12 protein-coding genes, 1 pseudogene and 1 CRISPR repeat array are annotated in these 20,233 nt (G+C 46.8%); of the genes and pseudogenes, 7 read left to right on the forward strand and 6 right to left on the reverse strand.

Annotated features, from left to right (window positions below):
• Nucleotides 1-4: 4 nt before the first annotated feature.
• A CRISPR array of direct repeats spans nucleotides 5-475; the repeat unit is 37 nt; unit sequence GTTTCAATCCCTAGTAGGGAGTGGAGTTGATTGCGGC.
• 458 nt (nucleotides 476-933) lie between these two features.
• From WBA89_RS04045 to WBA89_RS04055, 3 genes are all read left to right on the forward strand, one after another.
• A complete protein-coding gene (locus WBA89_RS04045; protein ID WP_424404247.1) occupies nucleotides 934-1,593 on the forward strand; it encodes an HAD family hydrolase in 660 nt (219 codons plus the stop codon).
• Nucleotides 1,594-2,266: 673 nt separating this feature from the next.
• Complete coding sequence (locus WBA89_RS04050) at nucleotides 2,267-5,614, forward strand: PAS domain S-box protein (RefSeq protein ID WP_424404248.1); 3,348 nt, start codon at nucleotides 2,267-2,269, stop codon at nucleotides 5,612-5,614.
• Nucleotides 5,615-5,788: 174 nt separating this feature from the next.
• Nucleotides 5,789-5,923, forward strand: a complete 135-nt coding sequence (locus tag WBA89_RS04055) for a hypothetical protein (RefSeq protein WP_424404249.1) — start codon at nucleotides 5,789-5,791, stop codon at nucleotides 5,921-5,923.
• Nucleotides 5,924-6,119: 196 nt separating this feature from the next.
• On the opposite strand, the gene WBA89_RS04060 is transcribed toward WBA89_RS04055, so the two are convergent.
• Nucleotides 6,120-8,312 (reverse strand): iron uptake porin, encoded by a 2,193-nt coding sequence (locus WBA89_RS04060; protein WP_424404257.1) that lies wholly within the window; start codon nucleotides 8,310-8,312, stop codon nucleotides 6,120-6,122.
• A 157-nt stretch (nucleotides 8,313-8,469) separates the two neighbouring features.
• Here WBA89_RS04060 and WBA89_RS04065 point away from each other — a divergent pair, with 157 nt between their 5' ends.
• The 3 genes from WBA89_RS04065 (at nucleotide 8,470) to WBA89_RS04075 (ending at nucleotide 10,165) form a co-directional block, all read left to right on the forward strand.
• Nucleotides 8,470-9,201 (forward strand): sucrose-phosphate phosphatase, encoded by a 732-nt coding sequence (locus tag WBA89_RS04065; RefSeq protein ID WP_424404250.1) that lies wholly within the window; start codon nucleotides 8,470-8,472, stop codon nucleotides 9,199-9,201.
• A gap of 383 nt (nucleotides 9,202-9,584) precedes the next feature.
• On the forward strand, nucleotides 9,585-9,980 hold the full coding sequence (locus tag WBA89_RS04070; RefSeq protein WP_424404258.1) for a DUF6464 family protein: 396 nt from the start codon (nucleotides 9,585-9,587) through the stop codon (nucleotides 9,978-9,980).
• Nucleotides 9,981-10,039: 59 nt separating this feature from the next.
• Nucleotides 10,040-10,165: a hypothetical protein gene (locus WBA89_RS04075; protein ID WP_424404251.1), complete on the forward strand. Its 126-nt coding sequence runs from the start codon at nucleotides 10,040-10,042 to the stop codon at nucleotides 10,163-10,165.
• A gap of 11 nt (nucleotides 10,166-10,176) precedes the next feature.
• Here the strand turns inward: WBA89_RS04075 and WBA89_RS04080 are convergent, their stop codons facing one another.
• The 5 genes from WBA89_RS04080 to WBA89_RS04100 form a co-directional block, all read right to left on the reverse strand.
• Nucleotides 10,177-10,527, reverse strand: coding sequence for a hypothetical protein (locus WBA89_RS04080; RefSeq protein ID WP_424404252.1), 351 nt, complete (start codon nucleotides 10,525-10,527; stop codon nucleotides 10,177-10,179).
• Between the two features lie 24 nt (nucleotides 10,528-10,551).
• Nucleotides 10,552-10,866: a DUF1830 domain-containing protein gene (locus WBA89_RS04085; protein WP_424404253.1), complete on the reverse strand. Its 315-nt coding sequence runs from the start codon at nucleotides 10,864-10,866 to the stop codon at nucleotides 10,552-10,554.
• Between the two features lie 863 nt (nucleotides 10,867-11,729).
• Nucleotides 11,730-15,203 carry a PAS domain S-box protein gene (locus tag WBA89_RS04090; protein WP_424404254.1) on the reverse strand — a complete coding sequence of 1,158 codons (3,474 nt, stop codon included), beginning with the start codon at nucleotides 15,201-15,203 and terminating at the stop codon, nucleotides 11,730-11,732.
• Nucleotides 15,204-15,518: 315 nt separating this feature from the next.
• The gene (locus WBA89_RS04095; RefSeq protein WP_424404255.1) at nucleotides 15,519-17,420 is read right to left on the reverse strand and encodes a response regulator; all 1,902 of its coding nucleotides are present in this window, start codon (nucleotides 17,418-17,420) and stop codon (nucleotides 15,519-15,521) included.
• A gap of 498 nt (nucleotides 17,421-17,918) precedes the next feature.
• Nucleotides 17,919-19,190 (reverse strand): chemotaxis protein, encoded by a 1,272-nt coding sequence (locus WBA89_RS04100; RefSeq protein WP_424404256.1) that lies wholly within the window; start codon nucleotides 19,188-19,190, stop codon nucleotides 17,919-17,921.
• Between the two features lie 249 nt (nucleotides 19,191-19,439).
• On the opposite strand from WBA89_RS04100, the pseudogene WBA89_RS04105 reads away from it, so the two are divergent.
• Nucleotides 19,440-20,233: pseudogene (locus tag WBA89_RS04105) on the forward strand (hybrid sensor histidine kinase/response regulator); the annotation flags it as partial.

Consider the following 20,233-nt stretch of genomic DNA (forward strand, 5'->3'; position numbering starts at 1 on the left):
AAGAGTTTCAATCCCTAGTAGGGAGTGGAGTTGATTGCGGCCCGTTTGTCTTTCTCTTATGTACTAAGAATAGCGGTTTCAATCCCTAGTAGGGAGTGGAGTTGATTGCGGCTCATGAAAGATATAAGCTACAAAGGACATACTCTGTTTCAATCCCTAGTAGGGAGTGGAGTTGATTGCGGCTTTACAAAAAGCTATAGGAGTCTTAAAATTACTTTCGTTTCAATCCCTAGTAGGGAGTGGAGTTGATTGCGGCAGAGGGGGATAAAGTCAAGTATAGGGGAATAAAAGGTTTCAATCCCTAGTAGGGAGTGGAGTTGATTGCGGCAGGAATTACTCAACACTGAGGGAAAATCTACGCTAGAAATAGCGTTTCAATCCCTAGTAGGGAGTGGAGTTGATTGCGGCTTATCTTTAAGCTCAATTCGTTCAGGAAGAGTTTCAATCCCTAGTAGGGAGTGGAGTTGATTGCGGCCGCCGGTGTTTGAAACCGTTGCTCTATTTGGTTTTCAAGGTTCAGTTTCGCCAACCTCCTCACAGAATACCATTTCAGCTTACGCTCTGTCAATACCATAGATCGCACCTCAACTTAAAATCCTTATCCAGCAACAGTCCTAGCGATTTCGCCAACCTATTTTTCAGAGAGGGAGCATCAAACCCTTACTCTATATAGATTATAGCCCAAAAATTTAACCCCCCAAATTTTACACCTACAGGTTGGCGAATTTTCAAACAAAGAAAATAGTTCGATCGCCCCGGACTACCCCGCCAATACCCTCAATTTTACCCTGACAGCAAGCACACAAGGGAAAAAACAAAGGGCTGGTTTAGGCTGTAAACTTTAATACAAGGGAGTTTAGGACTGCGGCAAAACTCGCCTTCCTAGGTAAGATTTATTCGCACATATTCTAATTATAGGATTTTTTGACGAAAATGAATCAGTACAAGTTAATTATTTTCGATTTCGACGGCACCTTGGCAATTACTCACAAAGCTATTGTATATTGCTTTACCAAAACTTTTGAAAGTTTCAATATTGAGCCGCCGGCTGCAGAGACAATTCAAGCAACTATCGGGATAAATTTAGCAAATAGTTTCAAAATCCTGCATCCGGCAATAGAAGAAAGCGCAATTCCCCAATGGGTGGAAACTTACCGCTCTTTTTATCGGACAGAAGGTGAAAAGCAGCTCGATTTATTTCCCGGAACCAAGCAAGTTTTGCAGTTGGCAAGCAAATCGGGATTGAGTCTGGGAGTTTTGAGCAACAAGCACGTTGGTTTTGTTAATTTATTTCTAAAGAAATTGAGAATTCACAGTTTTTTTGATTTGATTGTAGGTGATGACGGACAAATTATTCAAAAACCCAATCCGAGTGTTTTTCACTCGATTATTAAACCGCTGTTCCCCGATTTGGATAACAGTCAAGTTTTAATGGTTGGCGATACGGCGGTTGATTTGCTGTTTGCGAAAAATGCTGGGATAGATGTTTGTTGGGCGGCTTACGGATACGGCGATCGCGCTGAGTGTCTCGCCCTAAAACCGACTTTGGCGATCGACAATATTTCGGAACTTGCTGCGATAATTCAAAATTAATCTTGAGTCGGTTTGTTTCAGGAGAAGTTAAATCATTTTTATTAAATAAAATATACCCTTTCAAGCGAAAGATGAGGTACTGTCGGGCATAGGGCATAGGGCATAGGGCATAGGGCATACCTCACTTTTTTAAGAAAGGGTATAATTACAGCACTTAATATCAATTCCGGTTGCACTCATACATGATGTTAACGGTTAACGGTTAACAGCCAACAGCCAACAGTCAACAGTTAACAGTTAACAGTGAATTTACTATTCCGATGAAAAGAGGATTTGATATGACCGGCAATTTCAAAATCCGTTGAAAAGTTCAAGCTACGAACAAAAAACTATTTAAAGAGAACCGGAGTTTTTTTTGTTCGTTATAAACAATTAGCGGCGCGAACCGGTAAGCCGCGCGAAGCCTGCCAAGCAAACCATACCAGAGATAGAGATATCTTAGCAACAAATATTATAAATTAGCAGGTAGGAGCTGTTTGAAGGCACAAAGCAAAACGCTCAAGGCAGAAGAAAAGAAAAATGAGGGAGACTAGATTTTTTCTCTAGTAGGATTTACGGTCAAAATTCTGCACGATCGCCTTCTAACTCCTGCCTGCGAAAAATAGGGCAATTCTGTTAAACTTTGGGGTGCAGTCAGTCGGAACAGACAATAAACTCAATCTATAAAAAACTCATGCAGATCGATAATATAAGTATTGCTTCTGAAACGCTATCGCCGACTCGCACTGGTGGGAATGCACCGAATTTAATAGAGGAAGTATGGAGGCTGTACGATCGCGCCCTAGGAGCTACCAGCAACGGCATCGCGATCGCGGACGCTACGGGGCCAGACCAACCAATAGTCTACTGCAACCCGGCTTTCGAGCGGATTACAGGCTACTCTAGCAGCGAAATCATCGGGCACAACTGCCGCTTCCTGCAAGGCCCGGATACCGATCGCGCAGCCGTCGCTAAAATCCGCGCAGCCCTGAAAGAACAACGCGACTGCAAAGTAGTTCTGAAAAACTACCGCAAAAACGGCACCCCTTTCTGGAACGAACTCACGATCTCGCCGGTGCGCGACAGCAGCGGCACCGTCACCCACTTCATCGGAGTCCAATCTGATATCACCGATCGCAAGCAAGCAGAAGAAGCGCTGCAACAAGCCGAAGCAAAATACCGCAGCATCTTTGAAAACGCCACCGAAGGCATATTTCAAACCGCCCCAGACGGGCGCTACCTCAGCGCCAACCCCGCACTCGCCCGAATGTACGGCTACGATTCCCCGTCAGAACTGATCGCAAAATGTTCGGCAAAAAACCTCTACACCGATCGCACCCGACGCGCTGAATTCATCGCCGAAATCACCCGCACCTCGTCCCTGAAAGAGTTTGAGTCCTGCGTCTGCCGCGCTGACGGCAGCACTACCTGGATCTCGGAAAACGTGCGCGAAGTCCGCAGCAAAGCAGGCAAACTCCTTTACTACGAAGGAACAGTCGCCGAAATCGCCGATCGCAAAGCAGCCGAAGCAGCCCTGCGCGATCGAGAATACTGGCTGAAAACCGCGATCGATGCCGTGCCCGATGCCATCAACCTCACAGACAGCGAGGGGCGCTGGCTGATTGCTAACGACTGCGCCCTCAAACTTTTGGGCTGGGAAACCGCAGATTACCAAGGCAAAACGACTGCCGAACTCGCAGCAGCAGCCGAGCCCAGAGTCAGAGAAATCCTGTTAAATTGGCAGGAAACCGACGAAACCACCTGGGAAGCAGGCACTCTTACCTCCACCAGCCAAATTGTCCCCTTACCTACAGGCTGCAACAATTTGTTTGAAGTGCGGAAAGTGCCGCTGTTCAACCCCGACGGTTCCCGCAAAGGCATGGCAGTGGCGGGGCGGGACATCACCCAGCAAGTGGCAGCAGAAGCAGCTTTGCGCGAAAGCGAACAGCGGTTTCGCGCAATTTTTGAACGCGGTGCGATCGGCATGGCAGTCGCTACTCTCCAAGGTGTGGCGATCGCGACTAATCCGGCATTTCAAGCTATGCTGGGGATCTCGGAAGCCGAACTCCGGGGGGTGGATATCGACGAGTGCGTGCACCCGGAAGACGCACAAGCTTCGCGCCTGTTGCGCCAAGAGTTGGCGGCGGGCGATCGCCAAGCTTACCAAATCGAGAAGCGCTATCTCCGCCCTGACGGCAGCATCAGGTGGGGACGCCTCAGCGCCTCTGTCATCGACAACAGTCAGGGAACGCCGCAGTTTATTTTGGAAATGGTGGAGGATATTACCGATCGCAAACAAGCCCAGTCAGCTTTATTGCAAAATGAGGCCAAGTGGCGATCGCTGATTCTCAACAGTTCCGACATCATTACTATTCTCGACGAGGGCGGCCGCATTGTTTACGAAAGCCCTTCTGTAGAAACAGTTTTGGGCTACGAACCAGAGGAACTCATCGATCGAATGGTTCTCGATTTCATTCACCCTGACGACATTCCCTCGGTGATGTCCGACGGCGAAAAACTGATCGCAAATCCAGGCGATCCGATCGCCGTAGAAGGTCGGTTCCGGCGCGTTGACGGTTCTTGGTGTTTTCTCGAAGGAGTCGGCATTAACCTGCTAGCAGACCCCGCTGTGAGAGGAATTGTGGTCAACTCCCGCGACATGACGGCGCGCCGGCAAGCAGAATACCGCCTCAGCAAAATCAACGAGTGCTTTTTGGGATTCACCACCGATGCTGCTGACAATATCCACCGCCTGACAACCTTAGCCGGCGAGCTTTTGGGCGGAACCTGCGCCGTCTACAGCCACGTCGGTGACGGGCTGCTGCGCGCGATCGCAACTTGGCAAACGCCGCCCGACTACCCGGAGGTCGATCGCGCCGAGGGCCACGTCTGCACCGACGTATGCCAAAAAGCCAGCGATCGGGCTGTGGCAATTCCTGACTTGCAGAACACGATCTACGGCCAAACCGATACCGCTGTCATCCGCTACCAACTGCAAAGCTATCTGGGACAAGCAGTGCGGCTGGGCGACGATTATGTCGGTTCGGTGTGCGTTGTCTACACCGAACCGATCGCGCCTTCTAAAGCCGATTGCAAGCTGATCGGAATTATTGCAGGGGCGATCGGAGTTGAGGAAGAACGGGCCGCCTCCGCAAAGCGCGATCGGCAAAAATCCCAAGAACTGCAAACAGCTTTGCACAATTTGCAGCAAACTCAAATGCAGTTAGTCCAAACCGAAAAAATGTCTTCCCTCGGACAAGTCCTAGCAGGAATTGCCCACGAAATCAACAACCCAGTGGGCTTTGTCGCCGGCAACCTCTGCCACGTCCGCGACTACGTTCTCGACTTGTTAGATATCGTGCAAGTGTATCGACAAGAATACCCAAATCCCCCAGCAAAAATTCAGCAACAAGCCGAAGATATAGACATAGAATTTCTCGCAAAAGACTTGCCAAAATTGCTCAATTCGATGCACACAGGATGCGATCGCATTGTAGAAATCATTCAAACTCTCCGCAATTTTTCCAGGGCAGACGAAGCAAAAATCAAGTCTGCCGACATTCACGAAGGTTTAGACAGTACCTTGTTAATGTTGAACAGCAGGCTGAAAGCCAAAGCCCACTGGCAAGGCATTGAAGTGATTAAAGAATACGGAGAACTGCCGGAAATAGAATGTCATCCCGGACTATTAAATCAGGTATTCATGAATGTATTGGCAAATGCAATGGACGCATTAGAAGAAAGCAGCAGCCCAGGAAAAAACACCGCTGATTCTAGCTTTCCTACGATCGCAATTAAAACAGAAACAATTGATAACAAAAGCATTCGCATTCGGATTAAAGACAACGGCCCCGGCATTCCCGAAGATAACATTGTGCGTTTGTTTGATCCGTTTTATACCACAAAACCCGTAGGTAAAGGCACCGGCTTAGGTTTATCAATTTCGCACCAAATTGTCGTTGAAAAACATAACGGCAAATTGCACTGCCTCTCGGCACCCGGTAAAGGTACCGAATTTATCATCGAGATTCCAATTCGCTGACATCAGGACTCCGCCGATCGGGATATCATCTCAATTAATTCAGTAGTCAGCAGTCAGTAGTCATTAGTCATTAGTCAGCCGTCAACAAAAACGATATAATTAATCTGCGTTAATCTGTGTTAATCTGCCTCCATCTGCGGTTAAAAAAAAGAAAATTTCTCACCGCAGATGACAGTGGATAGACGCCGATCAACGCAGATGCACAACAACAGTCAACAGTCAACAGTCAACAGTCAACAGTCAACAGTCAACAAAATCGCTCTAATTCATCTGCGTTATATCGTTTCCGGTTGCATCGGAATGATTTAACCGCAGAGAACACAGAGGACACAGAGAGAGAATAGAGATATGAATACAGGACGATGCTACCGGATTTGATATAATTCCGATGTTCACAGATTTGATACGAGTCAGGTACTCTCCAGTTAGCACCCCATTACCCATAATTAATGTGTACCTGACTCAACTGAAAAATACAATTAGGTTGAACTAAGTCCTAATTGAGTTAAAAACTAAACTGCGTCCGCAAATTACCTACAAAAATTGTCGGGTTGTTATCGAAATTATTGGCGTTGCCGATCGCATAAAATGCTGGCACAATCGAAATATGGTCGGTGAGAGGCAAATAATAAGTTGCCTCAATTTCGTACTGCTTGCCACCATTTCCCCCGCCCGAAACCAGAAACCTCCGACCGCCAGTAACATCAAAAGGTACTAAAAATGACAGCGTAAACTGGGCTCCTTTTTTCAAGAAATCGGGAAGTGCAAATCCTAACTGATAAGATTGAGTTTCGATCTTGCCGTCCGGTCTGTTAGTCTTGGGAAATATATTAGTTTCGGCGTAGCCGTAGCGACCGAAAAGACCGAAACGGCGGCTGACAGACCAATCGAAATTAAAGCTAAAAGTATTCGCAGTAGCATTGCCCAGACGGCCGCCGAAACCGTCATCTGCTAAACCGTTAATCGGCTTGCTATTAGGCGATCCAATTAGCCCGCCAATTTGCTGGATGTTGGAACGGCTGTACAGAAACCGCAAATTTGCCCGATTGCTAGGACTGAATGTTAGTTCGGCTGTACTCGTATTCGTCCCGCCAAACAAGCCTTGAGACGGATTGGAAGCCGAATTAAACACCGAAGTGGGCAAAAATTCCGTACTCTCGCCCAAATAACCCAAACGCAGTTTCAATCGGCGGCTGATATCCCACAAAACCAAAGCACCGGCACCGCGTCTGGTAGCGCTTAACAAAGGGCTGTTGTTAGAATTAAAGCTGCTCGCACCGTCCACGAAAAAGTTAAAGTTATTGTTGTCAAAATAGCGGTAGAAATTAATTCTCGGCCCGATTACTACTTGCAAGCTGTTGCTAACCGGAAACCGATAAGAAAGTTCCCGCAGGATAACTTCATTGGGATTTACCCCAGCAGTTTGGTCGAGAAAAGGAGTGCCAAAGGTATTGAACAAACCCGCAGAAGTATACTGATTGGCTGGTGAATTTCCGTTGCCTACAGCTAGCTGTGTAATCAATTGGTCTTTCCCTGTAAAAGAAGTAGTGAGGGTCAACCAAACTAACTGGCTGAAAGTGATTTCTGGATCGTCGTCAACTTTCTGCACGATCGGTCTGTTAGTAACTGGATCGCGTCCGGGTACTCGATCTAAGGGAGCAGCTTTTCCATTTGTTGCTTCAACTCGGACTCGCTCGCCCGCAAAAGCTCCAGTCAGGTTAAACCAAGCAAAGGCGTTAAGTTTAGTGGTAGTTGAAAATTGGTTGGCTTCCAATTCAGCAGTGCGAGCTTCTAAAGCATCTACTCGACCGCGCAATGTAGCTAATTCTGCTGCAAATTCTTCTTGCAATCTTTGCAGAGATGCTAAATCTTCTCGGCTGACTAAATTGCCAGTGGAACCGCTAATTTGTTTGGTAATTTGATCCAAGCAAGCGTTTAATCCGGCGGCGAATTCGTAGCGAGTCATTGCCCGATTGCCTCGGAATGTGCCGTCTGGATATCCCGCAATGCAGCCGTATCTTTCTACGAGAGATTGCAGGGCTTGAAATGCCCAGTCTGTAGGGCGCACGTCGGAGAGTTGGGAAACAGAGGTGACTTGTGCTGCGTCTTCTTGTATGCTGAGGTCTTCAGCGGTGCTGCTATCGCTGCTGATATCGGCAATTTTGCTGGCTTCAGCAACATTTTGAGATGCAGGAGTGTTGGCAATTTCTAACTCCTGTGGGGGTAATTGGCGAATTGCCTGCGTTATTTGTGGGGCGGTTGCTGTACGATCGACCGTTGCTGCATCAGTTTCGGGTAAAGTACGATCGACCGTTGCTGCATCAGTTTCGGGTAAAGTACGATCGACCGTTGCTATATCAGTTTCGGGTAAAGTACGATCGACCGTTGCTGCATCAGTTTCGGGTAAAGTACGATCGACCGTTGCTGCATCTGTATCTGTTTCGGGTAAAGTACGATCGACCGTTGCTGCATCTGTATCTGCTGAGTTAGTCTCTGCTAACTGAGGCATTTCAATAGACGCAGCAGCCAGCGCTGCATCTGCGGTAGCAGCAGGGACAGCACTCGCCTCTAGCGCAACTTCTGGAGTTGAGCTATCCTGAACTTGAGCTATGGCTGCGATCGACCCCAAAGGCACCGCCGCACCAGAAATCAAGAAAGACAGCCAAAAAGCTTTAACGGAGGTTGAATTATTCACCAAAACACTCACACCACTTGTTGCAAATTAAATTTGGCCAATCTTAAACGATCGGATTGCTTATAAATGTATTTTGTTTAACAAATTCTTATAAATAGTTAAAATTATTTGAGGAAGCAATCGCTCGTTAATCACTGATGACTACTGATTTATTCCCAAAATGAAGTTTTTGTTAGTTACAGACTTAGACAACACGCTAGTCGGAGATGACGAAGCAACTCAAATTTTCAACCAGCGCTTGCAATCAATGCGATCGCAAATTTGTTTGGTTTACGCTACCGGGCGTTCTCAGGCTTCAACTGGCGAATTAATTGCCCAAAAACAACTGCTAGCGCCGGACTATTTGATTGCAGGTGTAGGTAGCGAAATTTATCGAGACGGAACCCAGGATTTAGATTGGGCCCAATATCTTTCTCAAAATTGGGATAAAATGGCGATCGCCTCTTTAGCTCAGCAGTTTAAGCAGCTCAAACCCCAACCCCCACAAGCACAAAATCCTTGGAAAAGCAGTTATTGTCTGGAACCAGCAGCAGAAAACAGCTCAATTGTCCAGGCATTGCAACAAAAATTAACTGCATCGGGACTGGCAGGTCAAATCATTTTTAGCAGCAATCGCGATGTAGATATTTTACCGAAAACCAGCAATAAAGGTAATGCCTTGACTTATTTACAAAAGCGCCTGCAAATTCCATCTGAGTTAACATTAGTCTGCGGCGATTCTGGCAACGATATCAGTATGTTTGAACAAGATGTTCGGGGAGTAATCGTCGCTAACTCTAAGTCCGAACTCTTAGCATGGCATCGCGAATGCGGCAGTAAAAACCATTATTTAGCTGCTTCTGCTTGCGCTTGGGGAATCATGGAAGGAATGGCATATTTTGGGGAATTTTGATAGTATAAAATCCGGTTTTGTTCCCAGTCAGGATGACCGTCCTCATCGGGAGCATCTGTATTTTGCATTGAAAGCCTGCGAGCACCTAAGTGATATCAATTCCGTCAGCATCGGAATCATACATCTTTCTTCTCTCTCTGTGTCCTCTGCGTTCTCTGCGGTTAAATTCATTCCGATGCAACCGGAAACGACATGAGTGCGATACAATCAGCGTATATAGCGGTTCTCAGAAAGATGAGGTATGGTCTATGCCCACCCTTCGACTTCGCTCTTCGGGCAAGTGCCCTATGCCCTATGCCCTATGCCCGGTTTGGCCTATGCCCTATGCCCAGTCGTACCTCACCACGCTTGAGAAAGGCTATAGTAGCTTGCCACACCGCCACATGGAACAAAATACTTTACCAGTAGAATTAATTCTATCTCACCCCCGCCAATCTTTAGGCAGCATTCGGCTCGATTGGACACCGCAACCGGGAAACTATCTAGATTTCGAGGAACAAACCTATGCTGTTTTGGAACGCCACCACCGCTATCAACTCAAATCCGGCCGCTACCAACTGCAAAAAATTGCCCTGTACGTGCAGTCTGTCGCGCCGCCGACGGAAAGAACATTTGTCAGCGGCATCTGGGTTGTCGGAGATGCTAGCTGCCGCTTTAACGCTCGATCGGAAATTCTCCGCTGTGCTGTCAACCCCAACGGCCCCTGCGAAGGCTGCGGTGATTACCAACAGTGTTATATCAATTCCGGTTGCACTCATACCGGAATTGTTGACTGTTGACTGTTGACTGTTGACTGTTGACGGGCGGGTCGAAAAACTGAACGGTTGAGCGTTAACTGTTGACTCTATTTTATGATTCCGATGCCACTGGAAACAATATTAATCGCGATCGAGCTTTAGACAATTCTACTAGCTCGATCGCCCAACCGACGAGAGTGCCGACCGTCGGCTCGGCATCTCCCTAATTGACAGCAAACTATCCAAACCAACTAGCAACTCTCTCAGGGGATTTCACTTGTTCCCAAACGCCGCAATCTATCTTCTGATAGCTGTACAGCAAGTCGCAAATCCCAGTATGAATCAAATTTTCTATATGCAGCAACTGCTCTGAAGAACAGCGAATCTGCACTTTTTGGTTGAGAGACTCACCGGAATCGATCGCAATATATTTATTAGGAACTCGGCTCAGCACGTAAGCAATCAAATCCTGCCGCAAGCCCCAGGACGAAAAAGCTTCTTGGTACGGATATTTGGGATAATGCCCCAAGATAATTTCTACTTCCTCCGTGACTAAAGCCAAGGTAATATTCACAAGATTTTTCTGCATTTTCCCTTTCCCTGTCCCCAAATACTACTTAACTAATATCTTTGTTGCGCCAGTCGAATTGCTCTGATTTTTCCTAAAATTTAGCAGGCTAATACCGCACTTTTTTGTGGGAACCAGATCGAACTCGCAACTTACCTCTTCTATCACCCGCAGCACGTAGCACGGAATCTTGTCCGATAAAATAGCACTTGCCACCGTGCCAGTGTGAATTTCTAAGACTGCTTCTGTCGCAGCTTCAAACATCAGTCGCTGTCCCGGAAACACCACTCTTTCAAAATACCAATTAGCAATGTTTCCAATCCGAACCACCTGAATTTGGTTGGTAACATTGGCTCCCATAGCACAGAAGCTGGCTGTTACCTTGATAAGATAGCCGATCGGACATTTGAAAAATCTCCAACGAATCTTTAAAAAACTTGCTCAGACTTAGCGGGGGGCATTTTGCCGGGCCCAACTCCTGACTTATTTAGGTTTGTTGTGCTGTCGCGGCAGTTAATCGAAAGTACCGCCACACAGCCGAACCCCCCCCTGACAACAGGCTTGTTCTGCAGCAGCGGGATGCTGCTAAAAGTGCGACCTTTAACCGAACAACCTAGAACAAACAATATCTAAAAAATCTGAGAAAATTATGAAGATTATCATTTTTTTTGATGAATATGCTTTTGCCGGAGCAGGCACTACAGCACTTAGGTAGAAGCGAGCATCTCACTTTTAGGGCCAAGCTATAAATTGGAGTTTTGAGGCACTCGGCAGAAGGAAAAAGGAAGAAACAAGGAGTTAGAAGAAGTGTTTTTGCAAATATGAGATGATCCTAGGCAGAAACTGGGTTTTTTACCAAAAAAATTCGCTGCATTCTAGATTATTGGTGAAAAAGCCCGATCGAACCCGACAAGTCTCCGTAATTTCAAGACAGTTGATAAATACTGTAGTTGCTGGCGATCGACTTTATGCGCCACAAAAAAACCCGATTCCCCGAGGTGATCTGTGGAATTTCAGGGGAATCTGGGTTTGAAGTAACCAATCACCCGATCGATCTCAAAGCTAAATCAAAAAAATGAGGAAATTCTGAAAACAGCCGAATTAGGATTTTCCTGGACGCAGAAACCCGATTTATTAACATAATCGCGTGATTTTTGCCAGGAAATTACCGCGATTTGAGCGGGTTTTGCCTTGATATTGTCGCTTTTTTCCGAGATTGTTAGCTAACTTTTTTCCCCTTCGCCTGCAAGCGGTGCAGGTACGGTGAAATAGAAACTGCTGCCTTCAGAGACAACACTTTCGGCCCAAATTCTGCCGCCGTGCTGCTGCACAATGCTGCGACAGATAGCCAAACCCAAACCCGTACCTCCTTTTTGGCGGGAGTCAGAAGCATCCACCTGTTGAAACCGTCCAAAGATAGTTTCTAGTTTATCAGCAGGAATTCCCCGACCCCGATCTTTAACTTCAAATAAAACCCGTGAAGCGCAGCTATCCCGCAGGGAATCGCCCAAATCTTCAACCCTGACAGTTACTGTACACCCCGGAGCCGAAAATTTAATCGCATTGCTCAACAAATTTATCAGCATTTGAACGATCCTGTCCGGGTCAGCCCAAACTTGTGCAGAAGAGGGCAAAACCGACAAATTAATCTCATTTTCAGCAGCCACAGACAGCACAGCTTCCGCAGACTTCTCCATCAAAACCTGCGCGTCGCACCACTGCTTGACGATCGTAATTTGGCTCGATTCGAGCCGCTCTAAATCGAGAATATCGTTAACCAAACGCACTAAGCGTTCGCTCTGACCAGACGCGATTTCTAACATCTTTTCGGCAGTTTCCGGTCGATCTTTGAGCACCCCAGCCGCCAGCAAACCTAAAGAACCGCGAATTGAAGTAAGCGGCGTTCGCAGTTCGTGACTGACAATCGAAATAAACTCATTTTTCATTTTTTCAATTGCCCGACTTTCTGTGATATCTGTGACTGTGCCGACGTGACCGATTAGTTGATTTCGGTCGGAAAAAATCGGAGCTGTTTTTAGCCGGCAAAACCTGATTGTTCCGTCGGGCTGGATGTGGCGAAATTCGCAGGAAAATTCCCCGTCTAGCGATCGCGATTCCGACCACTCAGACCGAATTAGTTTAATGTCTTCCGGGTGAACAAACCGCATCCAGCCGTTTCCTAAAGCTTCTGCTGCGGTGAAGCCGCCAATTGCTTGACAGCGCGGATTTGTATAGGTACATTTCCCCCCAGCATCGATTTTGAAAATGCCGACGGGGGAACTCTCGCTCAAAGAGCGAAATAAAGCTTCGCTTTCCTGGAGTTCTGCTTGAGAAAAATCTAGTTCTCTGGTTCGCTGCAAAACTCGCATTTCTAACCGTTCGTTGAGCTGTTGGAGGGTGACTTCAGCAAGTTTTCGTTGCGTAGCTGCCGCCACGGCATCGCTAATGTCGCGCTGCACGGCAACCCAATGGGTAAACCCACCTTTTTCGTTGGTTATGGGAACAATACTCAATTCTACCCAAAATTCCGTCCCGTCTTTGCGGTAATTTATCAACTCAACCCGCACCGGCTGCCAATTTTTCAAAGCTGTCCGAATGCTATCTAGACTTGCTCTATCTGTTTTTTCTCCTTGCAAGATGCGCGGCGTTTTGCCCAAAACTTCTTCTAGCGTATAGCCAGTCATCCGCGTGAAAGCTGGGTTGACATAAACAATTCGCGGGCCCGGTTCGCCAATCGGTTCAGCTTCGGTAATTAACACCGCGTCGTTAGTCGTGGTGACTGCTGATTCCAGCAGCCGCAACTGTAATTCTCCAGCTTTGCGATCGGTAATTTCTCTAACAGTCCCCACCATCCGCACTGCATCGCCCGTTTCGCTGTAAAAAAACTTACCTTTCCCCTCAATCCAGTGAATGCTGCCATCAGGCCAAATCACGCGGTGTTCGTGACAGAAATCTGCCCGCTGCACTCGCGCCTGATTCACAGCATTCTCCAAACTTTCTAAATCTTCTGGGCAAACGCAGGCTGCAAAACTTTGATAATCTCCCGCAAAAGTTCCAGGGGCCAACCCGAACAACTCTTCGTGTTCCCTCGACCAAACAATGCGATTGTTCTGCACGTCCCAGTCCCAAAATCCGATTTTGGTAGCCGACAAAGCTAAGTTTAGCTGCTGGTTGATTTTCCGCAACTGCATACTAGCAATCGCCACTCGCAGTTCTCGCGCAATTTCAATTTCGCACTGCTGCCAAGGCAAAGATTTTAACCTCACAGTTTCTTGCCACAAATCAAAGGAAGTGCGAGGAGACATCAACGGGCTGCCGTCCGGCTTAAATTTAATTGGCCAGTCTGGTTGACCTGCCCAGTTGACAGTTTGAATTGCTTCGGGACGGAACCACAAAATGTAAGAATTTTCCATCTCGGACAAAACCAGCACCAGCAAACCGCTAGCTAATTCTTTAAACTTATCGGCGGGCGGATACAGTTTTGAAAGACAATCTGTCTGAAAAACATCATTATTCTTTTGAGTTTTTATCCAAGCAATTAACTTTTCGATTTCTGCCAATTCCGGCGCAGTGCCGAGCGCGATTGTATTTTGATTGGCACACACAACTCCACCAGTAGCACCCACCAATGCCAGAAATTCATCTCGGTATTTAAGCAAACCTTCTACAAAGCAGTTTTTTTCAGAAATTTCCGCGATTAATTTATGGGAAATCTGTTTTAAATAACTTGCATATTCCCGGTCTTCGCTATCTTGTTTGTAGTTGAGTTCTAGATTCACAAACTTTGCTAGCAATTCGCAAGCCGTTCTTGTTTTGTAGTTGACATACTTTGGTGTTTGGTGGTGACAAGCGATCAATCCCCAGAGTTTTTTGTCTTTCATTAATGTCACTGTCATGCTAGCGCCAATGTTCATATTTTTGAGATATTGAACGTGGCAAGGGGAAACTGTTCTCAACCAGGAGCAGCCCAGATCCAGGGGGCGACCGGTCAGCGGATTGCTGTGAGGAATTAGTTGTACGGGCTGATAGTGAAGGTCGGGAATAAACCGAATTAAATTCATGCTGAACAGGATTCTTGCCTGCGGGGGAATATCTGTAGCCGGATAGTGCAGTCCCAATAAAGGAGCCAAACTTTCTATTTTGTCTTCGGCGACGACTTTCCCGGCACCGGTGGCATCAAATTGATAGACGATCGCCCGATCGAAGCCGATCGCCCTCCGCACTTCTTCAACTGCTGTCTGACACAGCATTTGCAGGTTTGGCGTGTTGTGGATTTTGTCGATCGGCTCTTGAACCAAATCATCAGAAGTGAAACAATCGCTAGCTTTTAGCTCCACAGCCTGCTCTAGTTCCACAATTAATACTGAACTCGACGGATGCAGCGTTCCCTCAAAAACAAACTTGCGATTTTGACTTGTGAATGACAAGCTAATGTGATGAGGTCGATCGCAGTTTTCCACTAAAACTTTTTCAATAGCCTCAATTTCCTCGCTCTCAACAAATTCCTGTAAAAACTTGCCCAAAAGTGCTTCCGGGTAAATGCCTAGAGCCTCAAAAATATTGTTGCTAACTTGCAAAATTTTCAACGCAGGAGATTCCAGTACCAACAATATGCCGTGAGGTTGAATGGAACCTGGGGCGTAAATTAATTCGCCGTCGCTGTCATTGAGAGAAGCTGTTTCTGATGGTAATACCATTGCTTTCGTGTGGTTGTAAATACTTTTTTAAATTAGCCTGTGTTTTTGCCGATCGGGCAATTTTGGTTTCACTAGCGGGCTAGGGCGTGTTTTCTTGCCTCTAAGATCCCCCCCGGCCCCCCTTAATAAGGGGGGAGAAAGAGTCTCAAAGTGGGTCTTTTTAAGGGTGATGCGAGGGGGGGTTCTTTGAGAGATTGGGTTCATAATCAGTAGTTTGAAAACACACCCTAGGAGTGCCCAACCCCTACAGCAATCCTCGCATCAGTTGTACAAATATGTAGGGGTAGTGCCCCGTGCCTACCCCCGCGCCGTTGCTTAGCGCTGCGTCTGAGCCAGTCTGTGCCTGAGTTGAACCCGCTCCAAACGATTCAGGATGCGAGCAATCAATTCCGGTTCCACGATCGGCTTGTTAACGTAATCGTCAGCACCCGCAACAAACATTTGGCGCACTATTTCCGACTCGGAATGAGCCGTCAAAAACAAGATGGGGAGCTTGCTCCAGCGCAAATCGTTCCGCACCGCCAAACACAGCTCGATACCGCTGTAACCGGGCATCTGCACATCTAAAATTAGCAAATCGGGACAAATGGTTTCGAGTACCTCCCAGAATTTTTCGGGTTCATCCAATGTTGTTACTTGAAAACCCCAAGGTTGCAGAATCATTTTCAGTGCAGCCAATAGATGCACGTCATCGTCTACCACCATAACTTTAGCTTCACCAGCAGGGTCTTTCTGGTCTAGAACCTGATTGACTGCTTTGAGTATATCTGCTGGGGCGATCGATTTGTGCAAAAAGCCGGAAGCTCCCAAACGAGCAACTTCAATTCGATCGCTCAATTGATTGTTCGCGCTCAAAACCATCACCGGAATATCTGGTTTTTCACGGAGGATCTCGGCTAGCAGAGTAATTCCGTTTTCTTGAACTTTGGAAAAAGTCAAATCCAGCAAAATCGCGTCGGGAGGCTGTTGAGAAATCGCACTTCTTGCCGCTTGTCCAGAGTTGGCAACTTCTATCTGGAAGCCGGAACCGGCTGCTGCTATTTTCAGTTGCTCGATCTGAACATTATCATCATCAACGATCAGCATCCGGCGCTGCTGGGAAACCCGATCGACCAAATCGCTTTCAGGTTCCGGCGGGCGATCTAAGATTTGTTTGAGCAAATCCAGAAATTCCTCAATTTTCTGAGCATTCCCCGGTTTCAAGACGTTTTCAGCACCGAGCAAATGTTCGATATTGCGCGCGGCTTCCGAACCTTTCGGCAGCCCTAGAGTTCCCAAAGAACCGACTAATTTGTGAGCTTCCCCCTGAGCTTCCCGCCGCAGTTCGCCCTCCAGGGTTCCGGTTTTGATTTGAGCGATCGCGCGATCGAATATTGCCACCTTTTCGATAAAATTAGCTCTTAACTTGCCCCGAATTTCTGCAACTACAGTCAGGACTTTGAGGCGGCGCTCTTCATTGTTTAATTCCAGGATCGACCCGCTGGATTCAGATCTAGTTTCTGCCGTTTCCCGCGCCGCTTTTGGGTTCTCAATATCCTCCGGCAGACTTTTGAGCCGGTAGCCCAATCCGTACACGGTTTCCACTAAATCTACAGTCATCCCGGCTCCTTTGAGCTTGTGCCGCAACCCCTTGATGTGAGCGGTAACGGCTTCTTCTTGAGGAAATTCGCCCGCCGACCAAATGCGATCGAGAATGGCGCTGCGGCTGAAAATGCGCCGGGGATTTCTCAGGAAAAGTTCCAGCATATTGTACTCTTTGGGAGTCAAATGCAGCACTTTTTGGGCATAAGTTACTTCCGTAGTGTCCGGGTTGAGTTGCAGTTTTTCCCAAGTCAAAATTGTACTCGACAAACTTGCCTTTCCCCGGCGCAGCAAAGCCCGAATTCGAGCAATTAATTCTTCTAGATTGAAGGGTTTGACCACATAATCGTCTGCACCGGCTTCTAAACCTTCGACTAAATTGCTGCTGCTGTCTAGCGCTGTCAGCAGTAAAATCGGCATTTTGCAGCCGGACGATCGCAATTTCCGACACAAACTAATGCCGTCGAGTTTAGGAATCAGCACATCCAAAACAATCAAGTCGTAATCGTAGGCCTCTGCCAACTGCAAGGCTGTTTCGCCGTCGGCTGCCGCATTCACATTATAATTGTGAGAATTCAGCAATTGAGTAAGCAAATTGACTGCGATAGTATCATCTTCTACTAGCAGAATTTTCATAATTTTCACCTGTTAATTAACCAGTTCTTGTAATATTTTTTATCGGTATCTCGGATTTACACAGCCTTTCTCAACTCTAATTTAGCAGCAATAACGCTGGGGCGATCGCCAACCGGGAAAAGAGCGACTAAAATACGCGCGTTGCAGCCCGCTCTTTGGTTAGACTCCAAGGCGATAAACCGGGTTTTTCCCTTGAATGCGCCTTGCCGGCAACAACCGCAAAAACAATGTTTAATCTTTACTAGCTTCAGTAAAATAAATAGCATTATTGAAATAGTGAAACAGTCAATCAATATTTTTATCTTTGTTATTTATCTATAGCAGTTCTCAAGCCCTGTGTCCTATGCCCTATGCCCTATCCCTCCGCTTCGCTCCGCCCAATGCCCTATGCCCTATGCCCTATGCCCTATGCCCTGCGCGGGACGCGGAACCCGACAGCACCTATATGAGAACTCGAAATGCTATATCCAGCTATTTAATCGAATTCGCAGTGGAATTTCATGGTTTTTTTGACTTCAGCGCCTGCTGAATTTTTTCGATCAGATATTGCGATGAATTTTGCTGTTTAACTATATCCTCCAACTCAGAAACCGCCACTTCTGCGTGTTCTATGTCTTTAACTAAAGAATGGGCGCTAACACTTTTTTGGACTTCCAGTGGAACTGAGTTGAAATCTTTCTCCGATATTAATTCCTCTAACTCTAACAGCGCCATTTCCGCGCGATCGATCTTGATGGTCACGGATTTAGCCACATTAGCACCCGCTCTTGCAGCCTCTGTGAGCTCGTGAACCCGCAGTTTGAACCGGCTGGCAATTTGCTCCATTTGAGTCCCCAATTCAAAGGTTTTACTTGCCAGCCTGCCAATTTCCAGACTCACTTGGCTCAGACCGCTGGGCTGGCTTCCCATTTGATTGGTAACTACAGCCACCTGTACTGCTAAATGCCTGACTTGTTCGATCGCCTCCCGGATAGTTCGAGAAGTGCGGTTAACCGTTTCTAAATCGTTAGCTATTGCTTTGCCAACCCCCAAAATTTTATCTGTATTGTTGCAAATAGAATTAGCACCTTGAAAAGTAGCTTGAAATGCTTGGCGACCTTCGGAGGAAATCAGCTTTGCAATCCTCACAAATCGCTGATTCATTTCAGCAATTTGTTCGGCTTGTTTGACGAGTGCCACTTCCTGGAAACTCGGAGTGTTCTGCGATTTTTCTGATTGAATAACTTGGGATTTTAAAAGTTCGCGGTATTCGCGAACTTTTTCCTGTTCTTTTTGAATTATCACCAGATGTTTTTGTCTTTCTATTCGGTATTTTTGAATAATTTTGTAAGCTTGCGCTAAATGTTTTGATTGGGCGGCGACCAGAGTTTGAACGTCCAAAATGCGGAGGCTGTGGTTTTCCATTACCACAATAATTGGTTCGTATATCAAGTCTTTCTGCCTGTTGAGAGATGCTTGCACGGCATCGTCAATTTTCCAGTTTTCCTCCATCATTAAAGGTGGAATTCTAATAAAATCTAACAAGGAGCGAATCGGGTGCTGCCCGTAAAATTCTGCGCGATCGGGAAGAATCATTTGCTCTCGAAATTTGACGCGAGAAATCATGCCCAAAACCTGTGATTCGTGAGTAATAATGACTCCCGGCAGGTCGGGTTCTTGCTCGAATTTTTCAGCCACTACCTGTCCTGGAGTTGCAGCACTCACTTGGAAGTGGTGAGACGGCAGATGTCCGATCGTGAAATCGGGGGTGAGTTGAGTTGGATTGCTCATTTACCCGGATAGTGTTAAGTAGAAGTTAACAAATTATATATTGATATTATACTGGAATAAGATTGTTTAAAGTAATCACAACTATAGGGAGCAATGTCCTCTCCCACTCGCGGGCCTGACGAGAGCCTGCCTTCAGATTACTTCGATCTCAAGTCTTTGGGAGCGATCGCCTTTGCTGCGCCCCGGTTTCGTCCCTAAAACATCGGTCTCGATTTTGTGTTCTTGAAAACAACCGGAAAAATACCTAGATTGAAACCAAAAAGCTTAAATCGAACTTTGCCGCTAGCAACCTTTGAGGCTGCTTACCAGTTGTTACAGCAAATGGCTGAACTCCCTGGGGCGATTTGGCTGGCCGACGATGCGATCGCGGATGCTGAAAATGGGGACAACTCGTCGGAAAGGTTTGCAGCAGTGGTATCAGATCGGTTTAGCGCGCTGCTGCGGGGCAAGCTATTAGATAATCTGGCAACAAACAAACACAAACACAGCGAAAAAGATATCTATTCGCAATTAAATGTGGAATTGACCTTCGAGCCAAGGGCGATCGCCAATTTCCTCTCTCCCCTCGCCGAAAAAATTGCCGAAATAACCCCCGCAACCAAGAGAAAAATTGACCTTCGCGCCCTCAAACAAGCAATAAAAAATATACAGCCCAACTCGGCAGTTATTCAAAGCGAATTTACCCTAAATTTGCTGGATATTCTCGCAATCGATGCCAGCAAAAACAGTCGCCAGCCCCTACATACCCAAACAGAACTAGAGGAAAATTCTGCGCCAAAACCGATCGCTCCCGAAACGCTACAGCACGATATTGCCGAAGCAGTCGCTCGCGCAGAAATTCCCACTTCCTGCATTCCATTTTGTCAGCCAGTGGAAGATGCTTTGCAGCAACAGCTCGCACAAGAGCGACTTCTGAATCAGGTGACAACTCAAATCCGCCAGACTTTGGAATTGCCTGTCATTTTGTCAAAAGCAGTTTCGAGAGTGCGAGATTTTTTGGATGTCGATCGCCTGTTAATTTATCAATTTGAAAAAGTGCCTGC

Source organism: Microcoleus sp., assembly GCF_049646505.1.
Classification (GTDB): domain Bacteria; phylum Cyanobacteriota; class Cyanobacteriia; order Cyanobacteriales; family Microcoleaceae; genus Microcoleus.